At 74.1% G+C, this 22,359-nt stretch carries 17 protein-coding genes; 11 read left to right on the top strand and 6 right to left on the bottom strand.

Annotated features, from left to right (window positions below):
• The first annotated feature begins 31 nt into the window (after positions 1-31).
• Positions 32-1,555, top strand: a complete 1,524-nt coding sequence (locus KLI87_RS31090) for a M20/M25/M40 family metallo-hydrolase (RefSeq protein ID WP_214619899.1) — start codon at positions 32-34, stop codon at positions 1,553-1,555.
• Between the two features lie 81 nt (positions 1,556-1,636).
• Here KLI87_RS31090 and KLI87_RS31085 read toward each other — a convergent pair whose 3' ends face one another.
• Genes KLI87_RS31085 through KLI87_RS31075 form a run of 3 tightly spaced genes read right to left on the bottom strand, consistent with a single transcriptional unit; the run spans position 1,637 to position 3,448 of the window.
• Complete coding sequence (locus KLI87_RS31085) at positions 1,637-1,993, bottom strand: DUF1330 domain-containing protein (RefSeq protein WP_156218679.1); 357 nt, start codon at positions 1,991-1,993, stop codon at positions 1,637-1,639.
• Positions 1,994-2,049: 56 nt separating this feature from the next.
• Positions 2,050-2,250 carry a ferredoxin gene (locus KLI87_RS31080; RefSeq protein WP_214619898.1) on the bottom strand — a complete coding sequence of 67 codons (201 nt, stop codon included), beginning with the start codon at positions 2,248-2,250 and terminating at the stop codon, positions 2,050-2,052.
• A 16-nt stretch (positions 2,251-2,266) separates the two neighbouring features.
• A complete protein-coding gene (locus KLI87_RS31075) occupies positions 2,267-3,448 on the bottom strand; it encodes a cytochrome P450 (RefSeq protein WP_214619897.1) in 1,182 nt (393 codons plus the stop codon).
• A gap of 202 nt (positions 3,449-3,650) precedes the next feature.
• Here KLI87_RS31075 and KLI87_RS31070 point away from each other — a divergent pair, with 202 nt between their 5' ends.
• Positions 3,651-4,403, top strand: coding sequence for a TetR/AcrR family transcriptional regulator (locus tag KLI87_RS31070; RefSeq protein ID WP_214619896.1), 753 nt, complete (start codon positions 3,651-3,653; stop codon positions 4,401-4,403).
• A gap of 72 nt (positions 4,404-4,475) precedes the next feature.
• Here the strand turns inward: KLI87_RS31070 and KLI87_RS31065 are convergent, their stop codons facing one another.
• Together KLI87_RS31065 and KLI87_RS31060 are read right to left on the bottom strand one after the other, a co-directional pair.
• Positions 4,476-5,819 carry a PP2C family protein-serine/threonine phosphatase gene (locus KLI87_RS31065; RefSeq protein ID WP_173390864.1) on the bottom strand — a complete coding sequence of 448 codons (1,344 nt, stop codon included), beginning with the start codon at positions 5,817-5,819 and terminating at the stop codon, positions 4,476-4,478.
• 159 nt (positions 5,820-5,978) lie between these two features.
• Complete coding sequence (locus KLI87_RS31060; RefSeq protein WP_156218674.1) at positions 5,979-6,824, bottom strand: LLM class F420-dependent oxidoreductase; 846 nt, start codon at positions 6,822-6,824, stop codon at positions 5,979-5,981.
• Positions 6,825-6,885: 61 nt separating this feature from the next.
• Here KLI87_RS31060 and polA point away from each other — a divergent pair, with 61 nt between their 5' ends.
• The 4 genes from polA (at position 6,886) to KLI87_RS31040 (ending at position 14,557) form a co-directional block, all read left to right on the top strand.
• The gene (polA, locus tag KLI87_RS31055) at positions 6,886-9,495 is read left to right on the top strand and encodes a DNA polymerase I (protein ID WP_214619895.1); all 2,610 of its coding nucleotides are present in this window, start codon (positions 6,886-6,888) and stop codon (positions 9,493-9,495) included.
• Positions 9,496-9,719: 224 nt separating this feature from the next.
• Positions 9,720-10,775 (top strand): hypothetical protein, encoded by a 1,056-nt coding sequence (locus tag KLI87_RS31050; RefSeq protein WP_156218672.1) that lies wholly within the window; start codon positions 9,720-9,722, stop codon positions 10,773-10,775.
• A complete protein-coding gene (locus KLI87_RS31045; RefSeq protein ID WP_214619894.1) occupies positions 10,768-12,054 on the top strand; it encodes a hypothetical protein in 1,287 nt (428 codons plus the stop codon). Before KLI87_RS31050 ends, KLI87_RS31045 begins: the two co-directional genes overlap by 8 nt.
• A gap of 31 nt (positions 12,055-12,085) precedes the next feature.
• Complete coding sequence (locus KLI87_RS31040) at positions 12,086-14,557, top strand: hypothetical protein (protein ID WP_214619893.1); 2,472 nt, start codon at positions 12,086-12,088, stop codon at positions 14,555-14,557.
• Here KLI87_RS31040 and KLI87_RS31035 read toward each other — a convergent pair.
• Positions 14,530-15,255, bottom strand: coding sequence for a sulfotransferase family protein (locus KLI87_RS31035; RefSeq protein ID WP_214619892.1), 726 nt, complete (start codon positions 15,253-15,255; stop codon positions 14,530-14,532). The genes KLI87_RS31040 and KLI87_RS31035 overlap by 28 nt on opposite strands.
• Positions 15,256-15,391: 136 nt before the next feature.
• On the opposite strand from KLI87_RS31035, the gene KLI87_RS31030 reads away from it, so the two are divergent.
• The 5 genes from KLI87_RS31030 to KLI87_RS31010 all read left to right on the top strand — a co-directional run bounded on the left by KLI87_RS31030 (position 15,392) and on the right by KLI87_RS31010 (position 22,342).
• The gene (locus KLI87_RS31030; protein ID WP_214619891.1) at positions 15,392-16,906 is read left to right on the top strand and encodes a class I adenylate-forming enzyme family protein; all 1,515 of its coding nucleotides are present in this window, start codon (positions 15,392-15,394) and stop codon (positions 16,904-16,906) included.
• Positions 16,907-17,000: 94 nt separating this feature from the next.
• On the top strand, positions 17,001-18,569 hold the full coding sequence (locus tag KLI87_RS31025) for an NAD(P)-binding domain-containing protein (RefSeq protein WP_214619890.1): 1,569 nt from the start codon (positions 17,001-17,003) through the stop codon (positions 18,567-18,569).
• A complete protein-coding gene (locus KLI87_RS31020; protein ID WP_214619889.1) occupies positions 18,566-19,630 on the top strand; it encodes an alpha-hydroxy acid oxidase in 1,065 nt (354 codons plus the stop codon). Before KLI87_RS31025 ends, KLI87_RS31020 begins: the two co-directional genes overlap by 4 nt.
• Entirely contained in the window at positions 19,624-20,976 is a 1,353-nt protein-coding gene (locus KLI87_RS31015) for a cytochrome P450 (protein WP_214619888.1), read from the top strand. Before KLI87_RS31020 ends, KLI87_RS31015 begins: the two co-directional genes overlap by 7 nt.
• 28 nt (positions 20,977-21,004) lie before the next feature.
• Complete coding sequence (locus tag KLI87_RS31010) at positions 21,005-22,342, top strand: cation:proton antiporter (protein WP_214619887.1); 1,338 nt, start codon at positions 21,005-21,007, stop codon at positions 22,340-22,342.
• The last annotated feature ends 17 nt before the right edge of the window (positions 22,343-22,359 follow it).

The following is a 22,359-nucleotide window of genomic DNA, read 5'->3' as shown; positions in this document are numbered from 1 at the left end:
CTTCGTCCCCCTCACCATCGGAGACCGAGTCATGCGCAAAGCCGCGCTAGCGTCGCTCCTCGGCCTGACGCTCGCCGCCACCACCCTGGCGGCGGCCGGGGCCCAGGCGGCACCGGCCCCATCGGGCCAGGCCGCGTCCAGGCTCCCGGGGCTGGTCACGCTCAAGGACGTCCGGCACCACCAGCTCAACCTGCAGAAGATCGCGGACGCGAACGGCGGGAACCGGGCCGCCGGGCTCGCCGGGAACAAGATCACGGTGAAGTACATCGCGGACCAGCTCAAGCGGGCCGGCTACACCCCGCGGGTCCAGGACTTCACCTTCGACTTCTGGCAGGAGAAGACCCCGGCGACGCTCGCCGAGACCGCGCCGACGCCGAAGACGTTCACCCCCGGGACCGACTTCGGGACGTTGCAGTACTCCGGCAGCGGCGACGTCACGGCCGCCGCGACGCCCGTCGACCCGGGAGCGACCGGCGCGGGCAGCGGATGCGAGGCCACCGACTTCGCGGGCTTCCCGAAGGGCCATGTCGCGCTGATCCAGCGCGGCGGCTGCTTCTTCTCGGTGAAGGCGGACAACGCCATCGCCGCCGGTGCCGCCGCCGTGGTGATCTACCAGCTCCCCGGGACGCCGGGCCCGGTCGCGGGCACGCTGACCAAGCCGTACGCGATCCCGGTCGTCGGCCCGACCAACGCCGTCGGCACCGACCTGGTCAAGCAGGCGCAGGCCGGACCGCTGACGCTGCGCGTCAGGACCGACACGCTCAACGAGAAGCGGCAGACCTCCAACGTCATCGCCGACACCAAGCGGGGACGCGCCGACAACGTCGTCGTCGTCGGCGCGCACAACGACAGCGTGGTCGCCGGGCCCGGCATCAACGACGACGGCTCGGGCACCGCGACGCTGCTGGCGACGGCGCAGCAGATCGGCAAGCTCGGCGCGAAGGTCCGCAACCAGGTGCGCTTCGCGTTCTGGGGCGCCGAGGAGGAGGGCCTGCTCGGCTCGCAGCACTACGTCGACAGCCTGCCGAAGGCCGAGCTGGACAAGATCGCCCTGAACCTCAACTTCGACATGCTCGCCTCGCCGAACTTCGTGCGGTTCGTCTACGACGGCGACAACAGCAGCGGGCAGAACAACGTCGAGGCGCCCGCCGGGTCCGGGGCGATCGAGAAGGCGTTCAACGACCACTTCGCCTCGCGCAAGCTCGCGACCGACCCGACGCCCTTCAACGGCCGCTCGGACTACAACGCCTTCATCGTCGCGGGCATCCCGGCCGGCGGCATCGACGCCGGGGCCGAGGGCATCAAGACCCCCGCGCAGGCCGCGACGTACGGCGGCACGGCGGGCCGGCCCTACGACCCGTGCTACCACCAGGCGTGCGACCGCTACGACAACGTGAACCTCAAGGGCTACGACCAGCTGATCGACGGCGCCGCGGCCGTCACCGAGCTGTTCGCCAACAGCACCCTGACGGTGAACGGCAACGAGTTCGCCAAGCGGCGCGCTCCGGCGCGCGGCACCGCCCCGCGCCAGGCCGGCCAGTACGCGGCCGAGTAAGAACGCCGGATCCGTAGATCTCGGTCGGAAAGTCAACGGTCGTCGCCGTGACTTTCCGACCGAGACTCACGTCGGCTTCGGTCAGCGGGGGCTCTCGGCGGTGGCCCGGCGGATCTCGGCGGCCATGGCGGCCGAGTCGTGGCCGGGCTCGACGCCCTCGACGATGATGAGGTCGCCTTCGAGGTGCTCGCGCCTCAGCGGCAGGATCGCCTGGTAGGCGTCGGAGCCGTAGAAATCGCGGGCGTGCCTCAGGGACGGGAACTCCACGAGCACCACGTCCCCGGGCCATTCCCCCTCCCGGACGTCCACCTCGGCGCCGTGCACCAGGAATCGGCCCGAGAACGGGTCCAACGCCGATTGGATCCTCTCCAGGTACTCCAGCACCTCAGGGTGAGGTTTCCCGGCCTTGCGAAGGTGGGCGAGCATGTAGGCGGGCATCGTTCCTGCTTTCTCGGTCGTGTTCGTTGGGCGGGTCGGCGCCGACGCCGGGCCGGTCACCGCTCCTCCCGCAGTTCGATCGCGGCGGCGGGGCACAGCATGACGGCGTTCCGGACGCTCTCGGCGTACTCGGCGGGCGGGTCCGCTCGCAGGAGGACGACGACCCCGTCGCTGTCGCGCTGGTCGAACACCTCGGGCGCGGCCACCGCGCACCGGCCGCCGCCGACGCACCGGCCCTCGTCAATGATCACTCTCATCGGCGTCGCGGCGGTGTCACCAGGCGACGGGGAGGCGCCGCACCCCGTACACGTCGTCGCCCGCGCGCAGCGGGACCTCCTGCGGCGGGACGTCCAGCCGCAGGCTCGGGAAGCGTTCGAACAGCGCGGGCAGCGCGACCTTCATTTCCAGGCGTGCGAGTTGCTGGCCCAGACATTGGTGGGCGCCGTGGGAGAACGCCAGGTGCCCGGCGGCCTGGCGGGTCAGGTCCAGGGCGTCCGGGGAGGCGAAGCGCGCGGGGTCGCGGTTGGCGGCCTGGAGCGAGACCGCCACGGTCTGCCCCTTGCCGATGGTGATGCCGTCGAGGTCGATGTCGGTCAGCGCGACGCGGAAGCCGGTGTGGGCGATCGTCAGGTAGCGCAGCAGTTCCTCGACCGCGCGCTCGGGGTCGGCGTGCAGGGCGTCGCGCTGGTCGGGGTGGGTGAGCAGCGCGAACGTGCTGAGCCCGATCATGTTGGCGACGGTGTCCAGGCCCGCGCCCAGCAGCAGCGACCCGACGCCGACCAGTTCCTCGTGGTCCAGGTCGCCGCCGATGATGTCGCTGAGCAGGTCGTCGGTGGGCCGGGCGCGCTTGCGCTCCACCAGGTCGGCGATGTAGCCGCCCATCTCCTGGAACGCGGCCAGCTTGTCCTCCATGGGCACGTCCGCCTGGTTGGCGACGGCGCCGAGGTGCTGGAAGTGCGCGCGTTCGCTGAACGGAACGCCCAGCAGTTCGCAGATCATCTGGGCCGGGATGGGGAAGGCGTAGGCATCGACGAGGTCGACCCCGGGGCCGCGCGCGGCCATGTCGTCCAGGTACTGGGCGGTGAGCCGCTGGACGCGCTCGGCCAGCGACCGCATCCGGCGGACGGTGAACTTGCCCGCGAGCAGGCGCCGGTAGCGGGTGTGCTCGGGCGCGTCCATGCCGATGAACTGGCCGGGACCGGCGGGCGGCACCTCGATGATCTGCGGGTCGAGCAGGTGCATCAGCTCGTGGCGGGAGCTGAAGCCGGGGTCGGCCAGGACGGCGCGGGCCTGGGCGTGGCCGGTGACCAGCCAGCCCTGGTGGCCGTCCCCGAAGCGCAACGGCGTGACGGGTGCCCGCGACCGCAGTTCGGCCAGCCGGGCGGGCGGGTCGAACGGGCATCCGGCGGGGCGCTCCACCGGCATCCGCTCGACGACGGGCAGGGAATCACTCATGACGGGTTCCTTCGCTTGGACGGGAGCGGCGAATGCGGCCGGCGCATTGATGGACAACGTACAGGTTCATTGGACGCTGTACAATAACTGGACATCGTCCACGAGGATGGACGGTGCTCCCGCCGGTGGCCGCCGTGCGAGAATCGGTGGCCCGGACGGCGTGCGAGAGGCGCGCCCGGCAGTGAAGAGGACCCCGACCGCGATGTCAGCCGATGAGCAGGGGGTCGTGTCGGTATGGGCACGCCCGGCCCGCAAGCGCCGCGAGCGCCTGGCGCTCGACCGGGGCCAGATCGTCGCCGCGGCCGTCGCGCTGCTGGACGAGCAGGGGCTGCCCGCCCTGACCATGCGCGGGCTCGCCACGCGCATGAACGTCGCCGCCAACGCGCTGTACTGGCACGTCGCCAACAAGGACGAGCTGATCGAGCTCGTCGTCGACGAGATCTACGGCGAGATGAGCCCGCCCGTCGCCGACGACCCGGCTCGCTGGGGCGAAGCGGTGTCCCGGTGCGGGCACAGCGCGCGGGACGTCGTCCTGCGCCACCCCTGGGTCGCCTCCCTGCTGGTGGGCGAGGTCGGCGTGACCCATCTCGGCCCGAACCTGATGCTGCTCACCGACCGCATGCTGACCCTGCTGCGGGCGGCGGGCTTCGACCTCGCCGAAGCGGACCGGGCCGCGAAGACCGTGTTCACCTACGTGCTCGGCGCGGCCACCAGCGAGGCCGCCGCGCTCAACAAGATCACCCTCGCCGGCGACACCGAGGCCGAGTGGCTCGACGCCCTGGGGCCGACCCTGACCCAGATCACCGGCCCCTACCCGCAGTTGGCCACGCTGTTCGACTCACTCACCGGCACGGACCCGCGCACGACCCGCGACGACCAGTTCGACTACGGCCTGCGGCGCTTGCTGGACGGCCTGCACGTCCGCCTCCGACAGGTGACCGAACAGCGGCCCTGACCTCCGGGTCGGCTCGTCGCGACAACGTCGCCCCTGCTCACCGGCCGGGTGCGTTCCTTCCGCGTTCTCGGGTCATCCCTCCTCAGGCTGCCGAGGCGGGGCATCGCCGTGCGCGCGGACGAGCATCACGGTCACGTCGTCCTGGATGGGCGTGGCGACGAGTTCGGAGACGACCGCGCCGCACGCGTCGTCCAGCCCGGCCGAGGGGGCGGTGAGCGCGGTCCGCAGCGCGGCGATGCCCGCCTCCAGGTCGCGCTCGCGGGACTCGATCAGCCCGTCGGTGTACAGGACGAGCGTCGTCCCGTCGGGGAAGGGCACCCGCACGTCCTCGTAGACCGTTCCGCCCAGGCCGAGGGGGAGGCCGGGCGGGATGTCGGGGGTGTCGCAGCGGCCGTCGGGGCGCAGCAGGATCGGCGGGGGGTGCCCGGCGCGGGCGATGACGCCCGTCCGCGCGGTGGTGTCCAGGACGGCGCACGCGCAGGTCGCGAACTGGACGGGCCCGAGGTCCGGCGCGACGCGGTCGAGCCAGGTGAGGATCTCGGCCGGGCCGAGGTCGAGCATCGCGAGCGTCCGCGCGGCGGCGCGCAGCTGCACCATCGTCGCGGCGGCGGCCGAGCCGTGCCCCATCGCGTCGCCGATGACGAGCGCGACCCGCCCGGCGGCGAGCGGGATGATGTCGCACCAGTCGCCGCCGACCAGGTCGGTGCGCCCGGCGGGCACCGACCGGTGCGCCACCTGGACGCCGGGCACGTCGCCGAGCAGCCGGGGCAGCAGCCCGGCCTGGAGGGCGCGCGCGGTCGCGTGCTCGCGCTGGTAGCGGCGGGCGTTGTCCAGGCAGCCCGCCGCGAGCGCGGTCAGCTCCCGTGCCAGCCCGACCTGCTCGGGGGTGAACGGCCCGGCGGCCCGCCCGCGCGCGAACGCGACGAACCCGAGCACGCCGCCGTCCGCCCGCAGCGGGACGAGCAGGAAGTCGACCAGGTCGCCCAGCCCGACCGCCGCGGCGGGGTGCGCCCCGGCGACCTCGGGCGGCAGCGCGGCGAACCGCTGGACGGCGCCGTCCCGCAGGCACGCCGCGCAGGGCGTGTCGGGCGCGAACGCCAGCACCTCGCCGGAGGGGAAGCGCTCCTCCAGCCCCGCGTCGGCGGCGCCCAGCGCGATCCGCCGCACCTCGACGGGCCGCGCCGCGGACGGCCGGGGCTCCTCGTCGCGGGCGATGAGGCGCTCGGCCACGTACACGCCGGCGGCGTCGGCGAACCCGGTGAGCGCCACCTCCACCAACCGCCGCGCGACCTGCTCCAGGTCCAGGGTGCCCGCCATGCGCGCACCGGCCAGGTTCAGCAGGTTCAACCGCGCGAGCAGGGTGCCCGCCGGGGCCGGGTCGGGGGGCCGCCCGCCGGCCTCGACATCAGCGTTCACGCCATGCGCCTCCCGCCGGATGGTCAGCTGAAAGGCAAGCGTAGCCATACAGCGGTATAGCGCGATTTTCTACACGTTAGGTGGATGTCTTTGTGAAGGCCCGTAAGGTGTGTCCGGCGCGAATGGCACGCCCCGGACGATGATCATTTGGGCGGCCGGTCATTCCGCCGGCTTGAGCGCCGCCGCGAGTTCGCCGAGCGCGGGCAGCGGGTCCTCGCCCTCTCCGGTCAGCGGCTGCACGGCGACGTGGTCGGCGCCCGCGTCGAGGTGCTCGCCGAGCCGCGCCGCGACCGCTTCCGGCCCGCCGTGCGCGACCAGCGCGTCGACCAGGGCGTCGCTGCCGCCGTCCGCGATGTCCTCCTCGCTCCAGCCGAGCCGACGGAGGTTGGCGGTGTAGTTGGACAGCAGGAGGTAGCTGCCGCCGATGTGCGAGCGGGCGACCGCGCGGGCGCGCTCGGGATCGGCCTCCAGCACGAACTTCTGCTCCGGCGCCAGCAACCGTCCCGCACCGAGTTCGAGCCGCGCCCGGCGGGTGTGCTCGGGCGTCGTCAGGTACGGGTGGGCGCCCGCCGCGCGCTCGCCCGCGAGCCGCAGCGCCCTCGGGCCGAGCGCGGCCAGCGCCCGCCCCGACACCGGGACCTCCGCCGCGTCCAGCCGGTCGAGGTAGTCCACCATCGTCTGGTACGGCGTGCGGTACTCGCCGGTCATCTCGCGGTGCCCGATCCCGGCGCCGAGCAGGAACCGGTCGCCGTACTTCGCGGCGAGCCGGTGGTAGGACGCGGCGGCCTCCTCGGCGGGCGTCGCCCACATGTTCACGATGCCGGTCGCGATCACGATCCGGTCGGTCGCGGCGAGCAGCCGCTCGGCGATGCCGAGGTCGCCGCCGGGCGAGGCGCCGATCCAGATCGCCCCGTAGCCGAGGTCCTCGACCCCCTTGGCCAGCTCGGGGGTGAGGTCCTGCCACCGGCGCCAGATACCGAAACGTCCAACGTTGATGTTCGTCATTTCCCCTCCAACATCAGGTGCCGCTCCATCATGCCCGCGGGCCCGATGCCAGGATGTGGACATGACCGACCGGCCGTCCCTGCTGCTCCTGGACGGGCATTCGCTGGCCTACCGGGCCTTCCACGCGCTGCCGATCGAGAACTTCAGCACCACCGCGGGCCAGCCCACCAACGTCGTCTACGGGTTCGCGAACATGCTGGCCAACGTCCTGCGCGACGAACGCCCCACGCACGCCGCCGTCGCGTTCGACGTGTCCCGGCGGACGTTCCGCGCCGAGGCGTTCCCCGGGTACAAGGCCGGGCGGGCGCGGTCGCCGGAGGGGTTCGGCGCGCAGCTCCCGGTCCTGGACGACCTGCTCGCCGCGATGCGGATGCCCGCCGTCCGGATGCCGGGGTACGAGGCCGACGACGTCATCGCGACCCTCGCCGCGGCGGCGGACGCGGCCGGGTTCCGCGTGCTCGTGATGACCGGCGACCGGGACGCCCTGCAGCTCGTCGGCGCGAACGTCACCGTCCTGTACTTCTACCGGACGGCGGCGGAGATGATCCGCTACACGCCCGCGCTCGTCGAGGAGAAGTACGGCCTGACGCCCGCGCAGTACCCCGACTTCGCGGCGCTGCGCGGCGACCCGTCCGACGGGCTGCCCGGCATCCCCGGCATCGGGGAGAAGACCGCCGCGAGATGGGTGCGCGAGTACGGGTCGCTCGCCGCGCTGCTGGAACGCGCCGACGAGGTGCGGGGCAAGGCGGGGGAGCGGTTGCGGGACGCGCTGGACACCGTGCGGCTCAACCGGCGCCTGACCGAACTCGTCCGCGACCTCGACCTGCCCGTCGGGCTGGACGACCTGGAACGCCGCCCCTACGACCTGCCCGCCTTCACCAGGCTCCTGGACGACCTGGAGTTCCGCAACGCCAGCCTGCGGCAGCGGCTGTTCGCCGCCGACCCCGGCGGCGGGCGGCCGCCGGAGCCGAAGACCCGGCTGCGGGGGCGCGAGCTGCGCCCCGGCGAGCTGGCCGGATGGCTGGACTCGCACGCGACGGGCCCGGTCGGCCTGGCCGCCGACCACGGGGAGCGGGTCCGGATCGCGCTCGCCACGCCCGCCGGGTTCGCCGCGTCGTTCCTGCTCGACGCGCTCTCGGCGGACGACGAGCGCGCCTTCGCCGGCTGGCTCGCCGACCCGGGCCGTCCGAAGGCGGTGCACGAGGTGAAGGCGCTGCTGCGCGCCCTGCCCGAGCACGGCCGGACGCTCGGCGGCCTCACCACCGACCCGGCGCTGGCGGCCTACCTCCTGCTGCCCGGCCTCGCCGCGTACGGGATCGCCGACCTCGCGGCCCGCCACCTCGGCCGCCGCCCCTCCGCCGAGGGCGCCGCCGGGACGATGCTGCGCGCCGGGGCCGTCCACGACCTCGCCGCCAAGCTCGGGCCCGAGCTGGCGGAGACGGGCATGGACCGGGTGATGGACGAGGTGGAGCTGCCCCTCGCGGCCCTCCTCGCGCGGGTCGAGCGCACCGGGGTCCACGTCGACGGGGAACTGCTGCGCGACCTTGAGCGGCGGTTCGCCGCGGGCATGGAGAGGGCGGCGGACGAGGCCGCCGCGATCGCCGGGCGCCGCTTCAACCCCGGCTCGACCAAGCAGCTCCAGGAGGTCCTGTTCGGCGAGCTCGACCTGCCCCGCACCAAGAAGATCAAGTCCGGGTTCTCCACCGACCTGGACGCGCTGACCTGGCTCGCCACCCGCACCGACAACGGCCTCCCGCGGGTGCTGCTGCGCCACCGCGACCAGGCGCGGCTGCGCGCCACCGTCGCCGGGCTGCTCCGGGAGGTCGGCGCCGACGGCCGGATCCGCACCACCTTCCAGCAGACCGCCGCCGCGACCGGACGGCTCACCTCCACCGACCCGAACCTCCAGGTCATCCCCGTCCGCACCGGCGAGGGCCGGGAGATCAGGCGGGCTTTCACCCCCGGCCCCGGATTCGCCGCGCTGATGACCGCCGACTACCGCCAGCTCGAACTGCGCGTGATGGCGCACCTGTCGCGGGACCCGGCGCTGCTCGCCGCGTTCGAGTCCGGCGAGGACCCGCACACCACGGTGGCCGCGCGGGTCTTCGGCGTCCCGCCGGACGCGGTCACCGCCGACCAGCGGCGCAGGATCAAGGCCATGTCCTACGGGCTCGCCTACGGGCTGTCGGCGTTCGGGCTCGCCAAGCAGCTCGGGGTCGCGGTGGCCGAGGCGCGCCCGCTGATGGACGCCTACTTCGCGCGGTTCGGCGGCGTCCGCGACTACCTCGGCCGGGTCGTCGCGGAGGCCCGCGAGACCGGCTACACCCGCACGCTCCTCGGCCGCCGCCGCTACCTGCCGCACCTGTCCAGCGACGACCGGCGCCGCCGCGAGACCGCCGAGCGGATGGCGCTGAACGCCCCCGTGCAGGGCTCGGCCGCCGACATCGTCAAGATCGCGATGCTGCGGGTGGACGCGGCCCTCGACCGCGCCGGCCTGCGCAGCCGCCTGCTGCTCCAGGTGCACGACGAGATCGTGCTGGAGGTCGCGCCGGGGGAGGGCGACCGGGTCGCCGGGCTGGTCCGCGCGGAGATGACCGCCGCCTACCCGCTGAGCCCCCCGCTGGACGCGGCGATCGGCGCGGGCGCCGACTGGGACGCCGCCGCCCACTGACCATTTCCTGGCCACCGCCCTGACTTTCTTTTCGTGCCGCCGTCAAAGCCACGACCGGTATATCCGAAAACAAAGTTATCAATTCTTCGGGCCATTGATCAAGTGATATTACCGACCAGTGTTATCCGGATCGATATCCCTTTCATGCTCCATCGCCAATGGTCGCGCGTCTCAATGTAAAGACCCCGGTGGGGACCGGGGGCGGGCGGCGAGGACGGGGCGAGATGACGGATCTGCACAGGATCGGGCTGTCCATGATGGGGGCGCCGGGCGCCGGGAAGTCGACCTACCTGCTGGCGCTCTACGCCGCGCTGTCGCGAGGTGTGCGGGACTGCACGCTGCACGAGGCCGACCGCAACGCCGACGTGATGCTCGCCGACGGCTGGCGCGATCTCGGTGAGCGGGGGCGGCTCCCCGAGCCGACCGACACCGTGCCGCGGCGGCACACGTTCGTGTACGCGCGGGAGATGCGTCCGATGGCGCACATCCACTGGGCCGACTACCGGGGCGGCGCGCTGCCGAGTTTCGTCGGGCCCGACGGGTCGCCCGACGCCGAGCAACTGCTCTGGGACGTCGCGCAGGCGCACGGGATCATGCTCGTCCTGGACGGCGAGCACTTCCGCAAACCGGTCGGGCCCGGACGGCGCGAGGCGGTCGCCAGGGAGACCCTCACGCAGCAGATGTCGAGCGTCGTCACCGACGCGCTGACGGCGCGCAACCGCGAGGGGCGCCCGCTGCCGTCGGTGTCGATCGTCATCACCAAGGCCGACGTCATCGACTGGCGGGGCACGGACGCGCCGCGCCGCCTCACCGACCTCGTCGAGGAGCTGCGCGACCTGCTCCCGGCCGCGTTCGCCAAGCGCGTCGTCACCGCGATCTGCCCGGTGAGCGTCGGCGCGCTGGAGCGGACGGCCGACGGCGGCGTCCGGCCCGACTCGGTGAGCCCCACCGACGTCCACCTGCCGGTGCTGTTCCATCTGGCCTGCTTCTACCTGGAGGAGCGCAAGGGGCTCGACGCGCGGATGGAGGTGCTGGCCGCCGACCGCGCCGCCGCCAGACGCGAGGCCGCGGCGCTCCCGCCCGTGCCCGGACGGGCGACCCGCCGGGCCCACGAGCGGATCGCCCTGCGCCTCCAGGAGATGGACCGCGCCGAGCACGCCATGAAGCAGTGGCGTGAGCTGTGCCAGGCCGAGGCCGCCGCGATCTTCCCGATGCTGCGCTACGTGCCGATCTACGAGGGCGGCGTGCTCGCGACCTGGGCCGGGACCGGCCGTGGCTGAGGCGAGGACGGGCCGGCCCGGGTGGGCGCCCGTCGTCTACGGCCGCACCCGGCACGCCGACACCTGGTGGCGCGCGCTCCCCGAGGGGATCGACCAGCGCGGCTGGCTGGAGGGGGTCGTCCGCGCGGCCGTCGCGGGCGGCGCCGGGCTGCACGGCGCGCCGCGCTTCGTCCTCGCGCGGTCCGGCGCGCACCGGCTCGTCGGCGTCGCCTGCCAGGCCGCCGACCTCAGCGACACCATGCACTCCGACGGCGCGCGCGAGATGTACTGCTTCGTCGGCTGGGTGGCCTCCGGCGGACCGTCCGGCCCGCCGCCGCCCGGCCCCGCCTGGCCCCAGCTGCGGGACTCCTACCGGAGCTGGGCCGGGGCCGTCTACGAGCGGTGGATGGACCCGGTGTGGACGGCGCCGCTGAGCGAGCTCCGCTGGCCGCGCCGGTCGCGCCCGGAGCCCGCGCCCTGGCCCGCGCCGCCGCCCCGCCCGTTCTCCGCCGCGCCTCCTCCGGCCGGAGCGGAGGTCGTGCCGCCGCCCGGCTGGGAGCAGACCTGGGACGAGGCGAACGACGCCGTCCACCCGATCACCGTCGTGCTGGGATGGGAGTCCATGCCGCGCGGCGCGCACCCGGCGGGGCTCGGCACGGTCCGGCTCGGCGTCGTCGGCGCCCCCGCGCGCCTCGCGCCCGTGCCCGCACCCGCACCCGTGCCCGTGCCCGCGCCTGTCGCGTCCCGCCCGGCGCGCGCCCCGCGCCCCGCGCCGCCGCCGCAGGCGCCGCGACCTCGTCCCGCGGGCGGGACGAACCGGCTGGTGCCCGCGCTCGTCGGGGGCGGCGGCCTGCTGGGGGCGGTCGCGGTGACGGTGCTCGCGGTGGGCCTGTCGGCGAGCGGAGGCGACGCGACGGGGGAGACGCCCGCCCCGACGCCCAGCCCGACGCCCAGCGCGACCACGCCCGCGCCGCCGGCGCCCGTCCAGGTGACGGTGCCGAGAAGGGGCTGGCTCACGCTCTCCCCGGCGCCCGCCCCGGTGGCGGGCGGCGGCGACGTCGGCTACCGGAACCGGCAGCTGTTCGCCGCCGAGTCCAGCGTGCTCGTGATGACGCCGGGAGCGGGCGCGACGCGGGAGCGGTGCCGCGGGCTCGTGGCCGGGCGGCGGGCGGCGCTGTCGTTCCGCGCGACGCCCGGGACGGGCTTCTGCCTGAAGACCGCCACGGGCCTCGCCGCCCTGGTCGTCGACACCGTCCGGGACGGCGCGGTGACGGTCAGGGTCACCGCCTGGCCCCTGTAGCGTCCGATTCGAGTGAGCCCAGGGAGGGCCCATGCAAGCCCAGCGGATCCAGGCCGAGATCGCGGCGGCGCTGGCGGCGCGGCACGCGCAGCGGGATCGGATCGAGCGGCTCGTCCACGCCTGGCGGGACCTGTGCGAGCGGTTCGGCGCGCTCGTCGAACTCGCCGAGCGGACCCGGCTCGATCCGGCCCTGCCCGCGGGCGGCCGCGCCGACGAGCTGGCCGGGGCCCTGCGGCCCTTCCTCGACGGCGGCAGGCCCCTCCGGCTGCGGCGGGGGCTCGCCGCCGCCACCGACCGGCTGGACGCGGTGCGCGAGCGCGCGACCCGCCCGACGCTCAACATCGGCGTGATCGGCCAGACCCAGATGGGCAAGAGCACGCTGCTGCGCGCCATCTCCGGCCTGGACGAGCACGGCACCGACGTGCTGCCGACCTCCGCCGACCTGCTGCCCACCACCGCCGCCCGCAGCCGCATCCACAACGCCCCGGCGCCGCGCGCCGAGGTCGTGCTGCGGACGTTCGAGGAGTTCAGGGAGGTCTACCTGCGGCCCAGGCACGAGGCGCTGGCGATGCCGGTGCCGCAGCGGATCGAGGACTTCGCGGCGGTCCGGTACCCGTCGTGGGAGGAGTTCTCCCGCGCGGGCCGCCCCGCCGGGCTGGACGCGCCCTCCAACGAGGAGCACCTGGCCCGGCTGCGGCTGGCGCAGGCGGCGCTGCCCGGCTACCGCGACCTGTTCGAGGGGAGCCGCGTCCGGGAGATCGCGCTGGCGGAGGTGCCCGGCTACGTCTCCTACCCGCCCGAGCCGGCGCCGCCGGGCGCGCGGCGGCGCTACCTCGCCGTCCGGGACGTGCGCATCCACCACCCCTTCCCCAACAACCCGGTGCGCGACCTCGCCCTGATCGACCTGCCCGGCACGGAGGAGCGCGGCCTGGACGTCGCCCGCCAGTTCATGCGGGACCTGCGCAACGAGGTCGACCTGCTCGTCCAGGTGAAGCGGCCGAGCCGCACCACCGTGCTGTTCGGCGCGGCCGACGCCGAGCTGCAGGAGCTCGCGCACGCCTCCCGCGCGGGGGTGGAGCTCGGCGACTTCCTGTTCGTCGTGCTCAACCGGGACCGGCGCCGCACCGACCTGACCGAGGAGGAGTTCGCCGACGCCGTGGAGCAGGCGCGCCGGGCCGCCGCGCCGCACGGCGTCGGGGTGCTGGACGGCGACCTCATCTCGCGGGAGGAGGTGGCCGAGCGCGTCCTGCGGCCCGTCCTCACGCACCTGGCCCGCAACCTCGCCGCGATGGACCGCGCCGCCCTCCGCGACGCGCACGAGGCGACCGTCGGCGCGGGCCGGGACGCCTCCGCCGCGGGCGAGGAGCTGGCCGCCGCGATCCGCGCGGCCGCGTTCCGGGCGCCGAGCGACGAGCAGCGCCTCGCGGAGATCGTCCCGGGGGTCGTGGACGAGCTGGCCGACGACCTCGCGCACATCCGCGACGGCTACCTCGCGCGGGTCCGCGAGGGGCTGCGCAGCGAGGAGCTCGACGCGGCGACGGCCGCCGCGTCCGGGCAGGTCAGGGCATGGCTGGCGGACGGGTTCGGCAGCGGCGGCCACGACGTCTGGGCGGAGCGGGCCCGCAAGAAGATCCTGGTGTTCCGGAAGGCGGCGGTCGAGCAGGAGTTCATCCGCGCCCGGCACTTCGTCGCCGGGACCTTTCGCCGCCTCGTGGACGCCTCGCTCGCCCAGGCGATCGGCGAACTCCAGGGGACGGTCGCGGCGGCGCTGTGGGCGCGGCTGCCCGAGGCGGTGCTGCCGGCCGACCGGACGCTGCCCGCGTTCGCCGCCGCGCTCCGCGCGCAGGGCCTCGGGGTGCTGGCGGCGCCCATCGAGGACCTCGCGGCGCTCAGCGTCAGCTACGGCGACCAGAGCCTGTTCCTGCGGGTCGTCCAGCCGATCGCCGTCGGCATCGACCAGGACGGCCCCGGCGCGGCGGGGGAGCCGGCCGCGCCCGCAGCGCCCGGGGCGCACCGGCGGGACGGCGCGGAGCGCGACCTGCGCCTCGGCGTCAGCGTCGCGCCGTGGGCGATCCCCGCCGAGATCAACGTGAGCACCACGATCCCGCTCGGGCGGCGCCGCGACGTGCGCGGGCTGTCGGCCGACCGGGCGGCGGCGGCGATCCCGGTGACCGAGAGCGCGGAGGAGACCGTGCGGTGGCTGGCCGGGACGCTCACCGCCGTCGTCGAGGACGTCCTCGCACGGCTGACCGCCGCGCTCCAGGAGGAGTCGGCGGCGGCCGTCCGCGCGCTGTTCGCCTGCGCCGACCAGTTCTTCGACGGCTTCCTGCGCAACGAGCGCACGACGCTGGAGCTGGGCGCCCTCCTGCACCCGCACCTGCGGGCGATGGCGCCCGACGACGGCCCGGCGCGGCTCGCCGCCGCCGCGGGCGACCTCGAACGGGCCGCGCGGGCCGTCACCGGGTCGGCCGCCGCCTACGAGTCGGCGTGGGCGGGGGTCTGAGGGCGCGCCCGGCGGTGCAGGATCAGCCGCAGGAGGACCCGGTTGTAGGCGCGCTGGAAGGCCTCGCGGTCGTTCTCGCGCGGGAACGGCTCGTCCGGGACGGGCACGCCGAGGAACGCGCACAGCGGCTCCCAGCCCTCCCGCACCTCGTAGACGAGCAGCCGGTCGGCCGGGATCGCCGCCTTGACCTCCTCGATGTGCCGCTCGAAGAGGCCGAGAATGTAGGCCCTGTCCGCGGAGCGGCCCTCCAGGGCCCCCTCTAGGACGATCTTCCTGATCAGGGTCGGGAACAGCGGCAGGTCGGGGTGGCGCCACCTGGCGAGGCGGCCGAGGATCCTCCGCAGGAGCGGCCGGCGGTCCCCCCAGGCCTGCCGGTTGGCGGCGAAGATGGTCGCGTTGGCGCTCTCGTACCAGCGCTCCGGGTCGCGGACGGTGAGCAGGACCTTGGCCTCCGGAAAATGCTCGGCCAGCTCGCGCCAGTACGCGGCCGAAGGCCAGTCGACCGCCGACTGGAAACCGGCGAGCATCGTGTCCCAGTCGGGTGGCGCGCCATCGGCGACGTCGAGCCACTGGCGGATGCGGAACGGCTCCTCGATGACGGCGCGCATGTGGTAGCAGGGGCCCTGCCCGAGCATTTCCAGGGCCGTCCGCAACGACGCCGTACCGGTACGCCCGAAACCAGCTCCTATCACCTTCACGCCGTGTTCCTCCCGCAATGTTCTGATGGTTCTCTAATCCGCGCCGCCTAATTTCGTGGACGACAGACCGTTTGTACGACGATTCGCCGCACCGGACAAGCATCGCGGTGGTATCGCGGTGGTGAGGAGACAAGCTGTGCCCAATGAGATGATCTTCCCGCGGCCCCTGTTGGACATTCTTCGCGAGTCCCCGGACAGCCCCGTCATCGAACACGGGAACCGGGTGGTCTCGCGCGGTGAGCTGCTGGAGCTGATCGGGCGGCTGGCGGGGGCGATGCTCGGCGCGGGGCTCGGCCCCGGCGTCGCCGTGGCGGTCCGCACGGCGCTGACACCGGAGGCGTTGGCCGCGCATGTCGCCGCGCACGTGCTGGGCTGCCGCGTGGTGTGCGTCCGCCCCGGCTACTCGGCCGGCCAGCTCGCGCACGTCCTGGACACCGACGTCGCCGCCGTCCTCGTCGACGCCTCGACGGCGGCGCCGGAGCTGGCGCGGTCGGGCGCGCTGCTCTCGCTCGGCCCGTGCCCGGGGGCGGTGGACCTGCTGGCCTCGCCCGCGGGCGGGGTGCCGGACGTCCTCGTGCGTCCGGACGACGTGGCGCTGCTGACCTTCACCAGCGGCAGCACCGGGCGCCCGAAGGGGTGCGCGGTCACCTACCGGGCGATGAGCGGGCACTGGACGTGGCAGCCCCGCGCGTGGTCGCCGCTGGCCGCCGAGCTGGCCAAGGGGTTCGAGCGCTACCTGCTGTTCGGGACGCTGGCCAGCATGGTCGTGCTGGAGTTCCTCGGCCTCTGCCTGCTCGGCGGCGGCGTCGCGGTCATCCCCGAGGACGACGGGCGGCCCCTGTTCCCGCACGCGCTCCGCCGCCACCGGATCACCGGCTCGATCCTGACCGTCCCCCGGCTGTGCGCGATGCTCGACCTCCTGCGCGAGGACCCGGACGCGGCGGGCGGCACCCTCCGCGCGCTGGTCGTCGCCGGGTCGCCGCTGCCGCCGGCCCGGCTGGCCGAGGCGGTGGAGCGGCTCGGCCCGGTGGTCTACCAGGGCTACGGGCAGACGGAGGCGAACCTGATCTCGATGCTCACCCCGGCCGACATCGCGGCGGCGCCGTCGGCCGCGCTGGACTCGGTCGGCCGCGTCCGCGCGGGCGTCGAGATCAGCATCCGCGACGCGGCGGGCCGGGAGGTCGGCATCGGTCAGGAGGGCGAGATCTTCGTGCGCACCACGTGCCAGATGACGGGCTACTGGGGGCAGCCGGAGGAGAACCGCGACGTCCTGCGCGACGGCATGCTGCGCACCCGCGACCTCGGCCGGCTGGACGCCGACGGCCTGCTGCGCCTCACCGGCCGCGCCCGCGACGTGATCATCGTGAACGCGATGGTGGTGTACGCGGGCCCGGTCGAGCGGGCGCTCGCCTCCCATCCGGACGTCGCCGAGGCGTACGTGGCCGGGGCGCCGGACGACCGGACGGGCGAGGCCGTCCACGCGTTCGTCGTCCCCGTCGCCGGGCGGTCCCCGGACCGGGAGGAGCTGGCCGCGCTCGTCCGCGCCGAGCTGGGCGGGGACGCCGTGCCGCGCACGGTGACGGAGCTGTCGGCGGTGCCCGTCGCGGCCAGTGGAAAACCCGATAAACAAGCGCTGTTGCGGCTGCTCTGAGCCATTCTGACCGGTTCTTTCTGATCAAGCTCTGAGAATTCTCCGTCACGATCAAGGTTGTCCGTTCAACCACATCGTCGTGATGGAGGGTGCCGTGCCGGACACGATCCTGGACAGCCTGGTGATCGGAGCCGGGCCGTCCGGTCTGCAGCTCGGATACTTCCTGGAGAAGGCCGGGCGAGACTACCTGATCCTGGAGGAGGGCGAGGCGCCGGGAACGTTCTTCAGGACGTTCCCGCGCCACCGCACGCTGATCTCGATCAACAAGAAGCACACGGGGACCGACGACCCGGAGCGCAACCTGCGCGCGGACTGGAACTCGCTCCTGTCCGACGACCCCGAGCTGCTGTTCACCCGCTACAGCGACCGCTACTTCCCGCCCGCCGACGACATGCTCCGCTACCTCGCCGACTACGCCTCCGCGTCCGGCCTGCGGATCTCCTACGGGACGCGCGTCGTGAGCGTCACCCGCGAAGGCCCGGACGGCCCGTTCGCCGTCACCGACCAGGGCGGCACCGTCCGCCGCGCGCGGCGGCTCGTCGTCGCGACCGGGTTCGGGGGGCCGAACGTCCCCGACATCCCCGGCATCGAGACCGCCGAGGTCTACGGCACCGCGTCCGTCGACCCCGCCGACTACCTCGATCGGCGGGTGCTCATCCTCGGCAAGGCGAACTCGGCGTTCGAGACGGCCGACAACCTGATCGAGACCGCCGCCGTCATCCACGTGGCGGGGCCCAACACCCTGAACCTCGCGTGGCGGACCCACTTCGTCGGCCACCTGCGCGCGATCAACAACAACTTCCTCGACACCTACCAGCTCAAGCTCCAGAACGCGGTGCTGGACGGCGACGTGCGCCGCGTCGAGCAGCGGCCCGACGGGACCTACCTGGTGACGGTGTCCTTCGTCCGCGCCGACGAGGTCACCAAGGACATCCCCTACGACAAGGTGATCGTCTGCACCGGCTTCCGGATGGACACCTCCATCTTCGGGGAGGGCTGCCGTCCCGAGACGACGATCCGGGACCGGTTCCCGGCGCTCACCCCCGCGTTCGAGTCGGTCAACGTCCCCGGCATGTACTTCGCCGGGACGCTGATGCAGTCCCGCGACTTCAAGCACGGCACCACCGGGTTCATCCACGGCTTCCGCTACAGCGTCCGCGCGCTGCACCGCATCCTGGAGAGCCGCCACCACGCCCACCCCTGGCCCGCCCGCGCCCTGCCCGCCGACGCGGACGCGCTCACGGCGGCGGTGATCGAGCGCGTCAACCGGACGTCCGCGCTGTGGCAGCAGTTCGAGGTGCTCGGCGACGTCATCGACTTCCCCGGCGACGGTGCCCGCTACCTGGAGGAACTGCCGGTCGACCTGAAGGAGCCCCTCGCCGGCGGCGACCGTGGCCACTTCACCGTCACGCTGGAGTACGGGCCCGACCACGCCAAGCGCGACCCCTTCGACGTCTCGCAGGGCCGGATCTCCCAGCGCGACGCCGAGCGCGCGCACGAGGGCCACTACCTGCATCCCGTCGTCCGCTTCCACGGCCCGGACGGGCCGCCGGCCGTCCACCACGTCACCGAGAACCTGGAGAACGACTGGACGTCGCGGGAGGTCCACGTCGAGCCGCTCCGCGCGTTCATCGCCAAGCACCTCCCCACGGCCTCCGCATGACCATGAGCACCGTCCCGAGGCTCCCCGCCACCCCGCGCGAGTTCGAGGAGGAGGCGCGCGCCCGCCTCGACCCGGCGCACTACGACTACTTCGCGGGCGGCGCCGGCGACGAGGTCACGCTCCGGGCGAACGAGGCGGCGTTCCGGCGCCTCGCGCTGCTCCCCCGCATCCTGCGGGGCGCGGGTGAGCCCCGGACGGAGGTCGCGCTCCCGGGCGGCCGGGCGGCCATGCCCGTGCTCGTGGCCCCGACCGCCTTCCACCGCCTCGCCGATCCCGAGGGCGAGCGCGCCACCGCGCGCGCCGCCGCCGCCAACGAAACGATCATGATGGTGAGCATGGCCGGCACGGTCGGCGTCGAGGACGTGGCGGCCGCCGCGCCCGACGCCGTCCTGTGGTTCCAGCTCTACATCCAGCCCGACATGCCCTTCACCGAGACCGTCGTGCGGCGCGCCGAGGCGGCGGGCTGCGCGGCGCTGGTCGTCACGGTCGACTCGCCCGCGCGCGGCGTCCGCGAGCGCGAGCTGGCGCACGGCTTCCACGACCTCCCGGACGGCCTGTGCTGCGAGAACCTCCGCGACGGCGCGGCCGTGCGGCCGATCGTGATGTCCCCGGACATCGGCTGGGAGCACATCGACCGGCTCCGCCGGATGACCGACCTCCCGATCGTGCTCAAGGGCATCATGAACCCGGCGGACGTGCGGCCCGCGATCGAGCACGGCGCCGCCGCGCTGCTGGTGTCCAACCACGGAGGCCGGCAGCTCGACACGCTCCCCGCCACGCTCGACATGCTCCCCCCGGTCGTCGCGGCGGCGGACGGGGCCGTCCCGGTGCTGCTGGACGGCGGCGTCCGGCGCGGCACCGACGTCGTCAAGGCGCTGGCGCTCGGCGCCGCCGCCGTCGCGGTCGGCCGCCCGGTCCTGTGGGGCCTCGCGGCGGGCGGCGAGCGGGGCGCCGCCCGCGTGCTCGCGATGCTGCGCGCCGAGGTCCGGGAGGCGCTCGCCCTGTGCGGGTGCGCGTCCCCGGCCGACCTCGACCCGAGCATGGTCCGGCGGACATGCTGACGGCGGCGGTCGTCGCGCTCACCGCCGTCGCGGTGGCGCTCAGCCTGCCGTGGTGGCTGCCGGGACGCGTCGTCGCGCTGCGGGTCCGGCTGTTCGCCCGGATCAACGGCGACGAGGGCATCCCCGTCCCCGGCGAGACCGTCGGCGTGGACCGGTTCCTGGAGGTGTACTCGCATCCGGCCGCGGGAGGCCGGAGCGAGGGCGCCGTCCTGTCGGACCTGTTCTGGTACTGGCTGGCGCCGGGGCCGCACGTCCACCAGGAGCACCTGGAGGCGGGGGAGCGCTACGACGCGGTCGCCCGCGCCACCCGGGGGTTCCTGTCCGTGCCGCGCGCCGACGCCGAGGAGCTGACCCGCCGCAGCGTCGCCGCGGCGCTGGACGGCGTCGGGAGAGGGGGGACGGTCCGGCTCCGGGACCTGATGATGCCGGTCTGGGCCGCGTTCTACTACGAGCTGGTCTTCGGCGAGCCGTGCCCGCGCGAGGCCCGCGACCTCATCGTGGGGAACGCCGACGACGTCGTCACCGCGCTCAAGTGCTGCGGGCTCCGCCACATGGACCGCCGCCACCGGCTGACCCGCTACCTCGCCGGACGGCTGGACGACGTCCGCCGCCCGCTCCCCGAGGGGCTCTCCGACGAGGAGAGGTCCTTCTACCTCCAGGGCACGTTCTTCAACACGGCCGTCGTCCAGATGTCGGAGGCCATGGCGCACCTGCTGATGGTCCTCGCGCGGCACCCGGAGACGCAGGAGCAGGCCCGCACCGGCGACGACCGCGTGCTCGACCAGGTGATGGCCGAGACGATGCGGCTCTACCCGCTGTTCGGCGTCGCGCACCGCATCACGACCGGCGACATCGAGGTGGACGAACGGACGACGATCCCGGCGGGGTCGGTGCTCTGCTTCAACTACCCCGAGTTCCACCACGCCGGGATCGAGGAGCCGGACCGCTTCGACCCCGGGCGCTTCGCCCCCTCCCGGCGCCGGGAGGGCGGCGCGGCCCCGCACCACATCCCGTTCGGCGTCGCCGCCAACCGCCCGTGCCCCGCCTGGCGGCTCGCGCCGATCACGATGCGGGTCGCCGTGCGGGAGGTGCTGCGCCGGTACGCGCTCGCCACGTCCGCCTCGCACACCCGGTCGCTCCCCAACCGGGGCCCGTGCCTGCTCGTCCCCCGGACGCCTCCCGCGACCGGGCGCGCGCACCGCGCGGCGCTGCCGGCCATGTGGGCGCGCGACCGCTTCGAGGACGTGTGGCGCAGCCTCGTCCAACTCGTCCTCGGCACCCGGATGGTGCGCGACGCGCGGCGGCAGCGGCTGTGCGCCCGCCACTTCCACCCCGAAAGGTTCTGAACCCGACCGACCACGAAACGGAGGAACGGTGTTCGCCCCCACCCCGGCTCCCGTCCTCGTCTCCACCCCCGCCCTGGCTTCGGGAGGCACCGACCCGAACCTCGAACTGACCCTCAAGGTGATGCCCGCGCTCGTCGTCATCCTGATCGCCTCGGCGGTCTGCGGACGGCTCGCGCTGATGGTGGTGCAGCCCCGCGTCCTCGGCGAGATGGTCGCGGGCGTCCTCCTCGGCCCCACCCTGTTCGGCGCGCTGTTCCCGGACGCGCAGCGCGCCGTGTTCCCCGCCGAGGTCAGGCCGATCCTGTACGTGCTGAGCACCATCGGCCTGACGCTCTACATGTTCCTCGTCGGCGCCGGACTCGACCACCAGGCCGCCAGGCCCGGTGAGGCGCGGCGGGCCATGGGCCTCGCGGTGTCGGGGGTCGTGCCCTCGCTGCTGCTGGGCGTGACCGCCGGAGCCCTGCTGTGGGGCACGCTCTCGCGCCCCGACGTCGGACGGTTCCAGTTCGCGCTGTTCGTCGGCGGCGCGCTGTCGCTCACCGCGTTCCCGATGCTCGCCCGGATCCTCTACGAGCGGGGCCTGGAGAACTCCCCGCTCGGACGGCTGTCGCTGCTCGCCGCCTCGGTCGACGACGCGCTCGCCTGGTGCCTGCTCGCGGTGCTGTCGGCGCTGCACCTCGGGTCGGGCATGGGCGACGCGTGGCGCACGATCGGGCTCTCGGCGCTGTTCGCGGCCGTGATGCTGACCGTCGTCACCCGGCTGCTGCGCCCGCTCGGCGAGGACTTCACGCGCCGGGGCGGGATCGGCGCCGGCGCGATGTACGTCGTCGTCCTCGTCCCGCTGGTCGCGGGCTGGCTCACCGACTGGATCGGCGTCTACTCGGTCTTCGGCGGGTTCGTCGCGGGCCTGGCGATGCCGCGCGACATGGCGTTCCGGCGCGCCGTGCACGAGCGCATGATGGGCACCGTCTCGACGCTGCTGCTGCCGGTGTTCTTCGCCTTCTCGGGCCTGAACACCGACCTCGGCGGAATCAGCAGCCTGACGCTGCTGCTCGCGCTCCTGCTGATCATGGCGGCGGGGTTCGGCGGCAAGTACTTCGGCTGCGCGCTGGCGATGCGCTCGATCGGGTTCGGGTGGCGCGAGTCGTACGCGGTCGGCGCGCTGATGAACGCGCGCGGGCTGATGATCCTGATCTTCATCAACATCGGGCTGGCGCAGGGGATGATCAGCCGGGAGGTGTTCTCGATGCTGGTCCTGGTGGCCGTCGTCACCACCGCCGGGACCCTTCCGCTCTACAAGCTGGCCCTTCCGGATCGGTTGGAGGCACACGAAAAGAACGTGCCAATCCCCGAACCGGTTCAATGATTTTCGGAATTGTCCAC

The organism is Actinomadura sp. NEAU-AAG7 (genome assembly GCF_018603865.1).
GTDB lineage: Bacteria > Actinomycetota > Actinomycetes > Streptosporangiales > Streptosporangiaceae > Spirillospora > Spirillospora litoris.
This window is presented reverse-complemented; position numbering and strand designations above follow the sequence as displayed.

Excerpts from the sequence above, each read along its gene's own strand:
- KLI87_RS31070 (WP_214619896.1), top strand. The coding sequence starts at position 3,651 with ATGTCAGCCGATGAGCAGGGGGTCGTGTCGGTATGGGCACGCCCGGCC.
- polA (WP_214619895.1), top strand. The coding sequence starts at position 6,886 with ATGACCGACCGGCCGTCCCTGCTGCTCCTGGACGGGCATTCGCTGGCC.
- KLI87_RS31020 (WP_214619889.1), top strand. The coding sequence starts at position 18,566 with ATGACCATGAGCACCGTCCCGAGGCTCCCCGCCACCCCGCGCGAGTTC.
- KLI87_RS31015 (WP_214619888.1), top strand. The coding sequence starts at position 19,624 with ATGCTGACGGCGGCGGTCGTCGCGCTCACCGCCGTCGCGGTGGCGCTC.
- KLI87_RS31085 (WP_156218679.1), bottom strand. The coding sequence starts at position 1,993 with ATGCCCGCCTACATGCTCGCCCACCTTCGCAAGGCCGGGAAACCTCAC.
- KLI87_RS31040 (WP_214619893.1), top strand. The coding sequence starts at position 12,086 with ATGCAAGCCCAGCGGATCCAGGCCGAGATCGCGGCGGCGCTGGCGGCG.
- KLI87_RS31050 (WP_156218672.1), top strand. The coding sequence starts at position 9,720 with ATGACGGATCTGCACAGGATCGGGCTGTCCATGATGGGGGCGCCGGGC.
- KLI87_RS31060 (WP_156218674.1), bottom strand. The coding sequence starts at position 6,824 with ATGACGAACATCAACGTTGGACGTTTCGGTATCTGGCGCCGGTGGCAG.
- KLI87_RS31075 (WP_214619897.1), bottom strand. The coding sequence starts at position 3,448 with ATGAGTGATTCCCTGCCCGTCGTCGAGCGGATGCCGGTGGAGCGCCCC.
- KLI87_RS31090 (WP_214619899.1), top strand. The coding sequence starts at position 32 with ATGCGCAAAGCCGCGCTAGCGTCGCTCCTCGGCCTGACGCTCGCCGCC.
- KLI87_RS31080 (WP_214619898.1), bottom strand. The coding sequence starts at position 2,250 with ATGAGAGTGATCATTGACGAGGGCCGGTGCGTCGGCGGCGGCCGGTGC.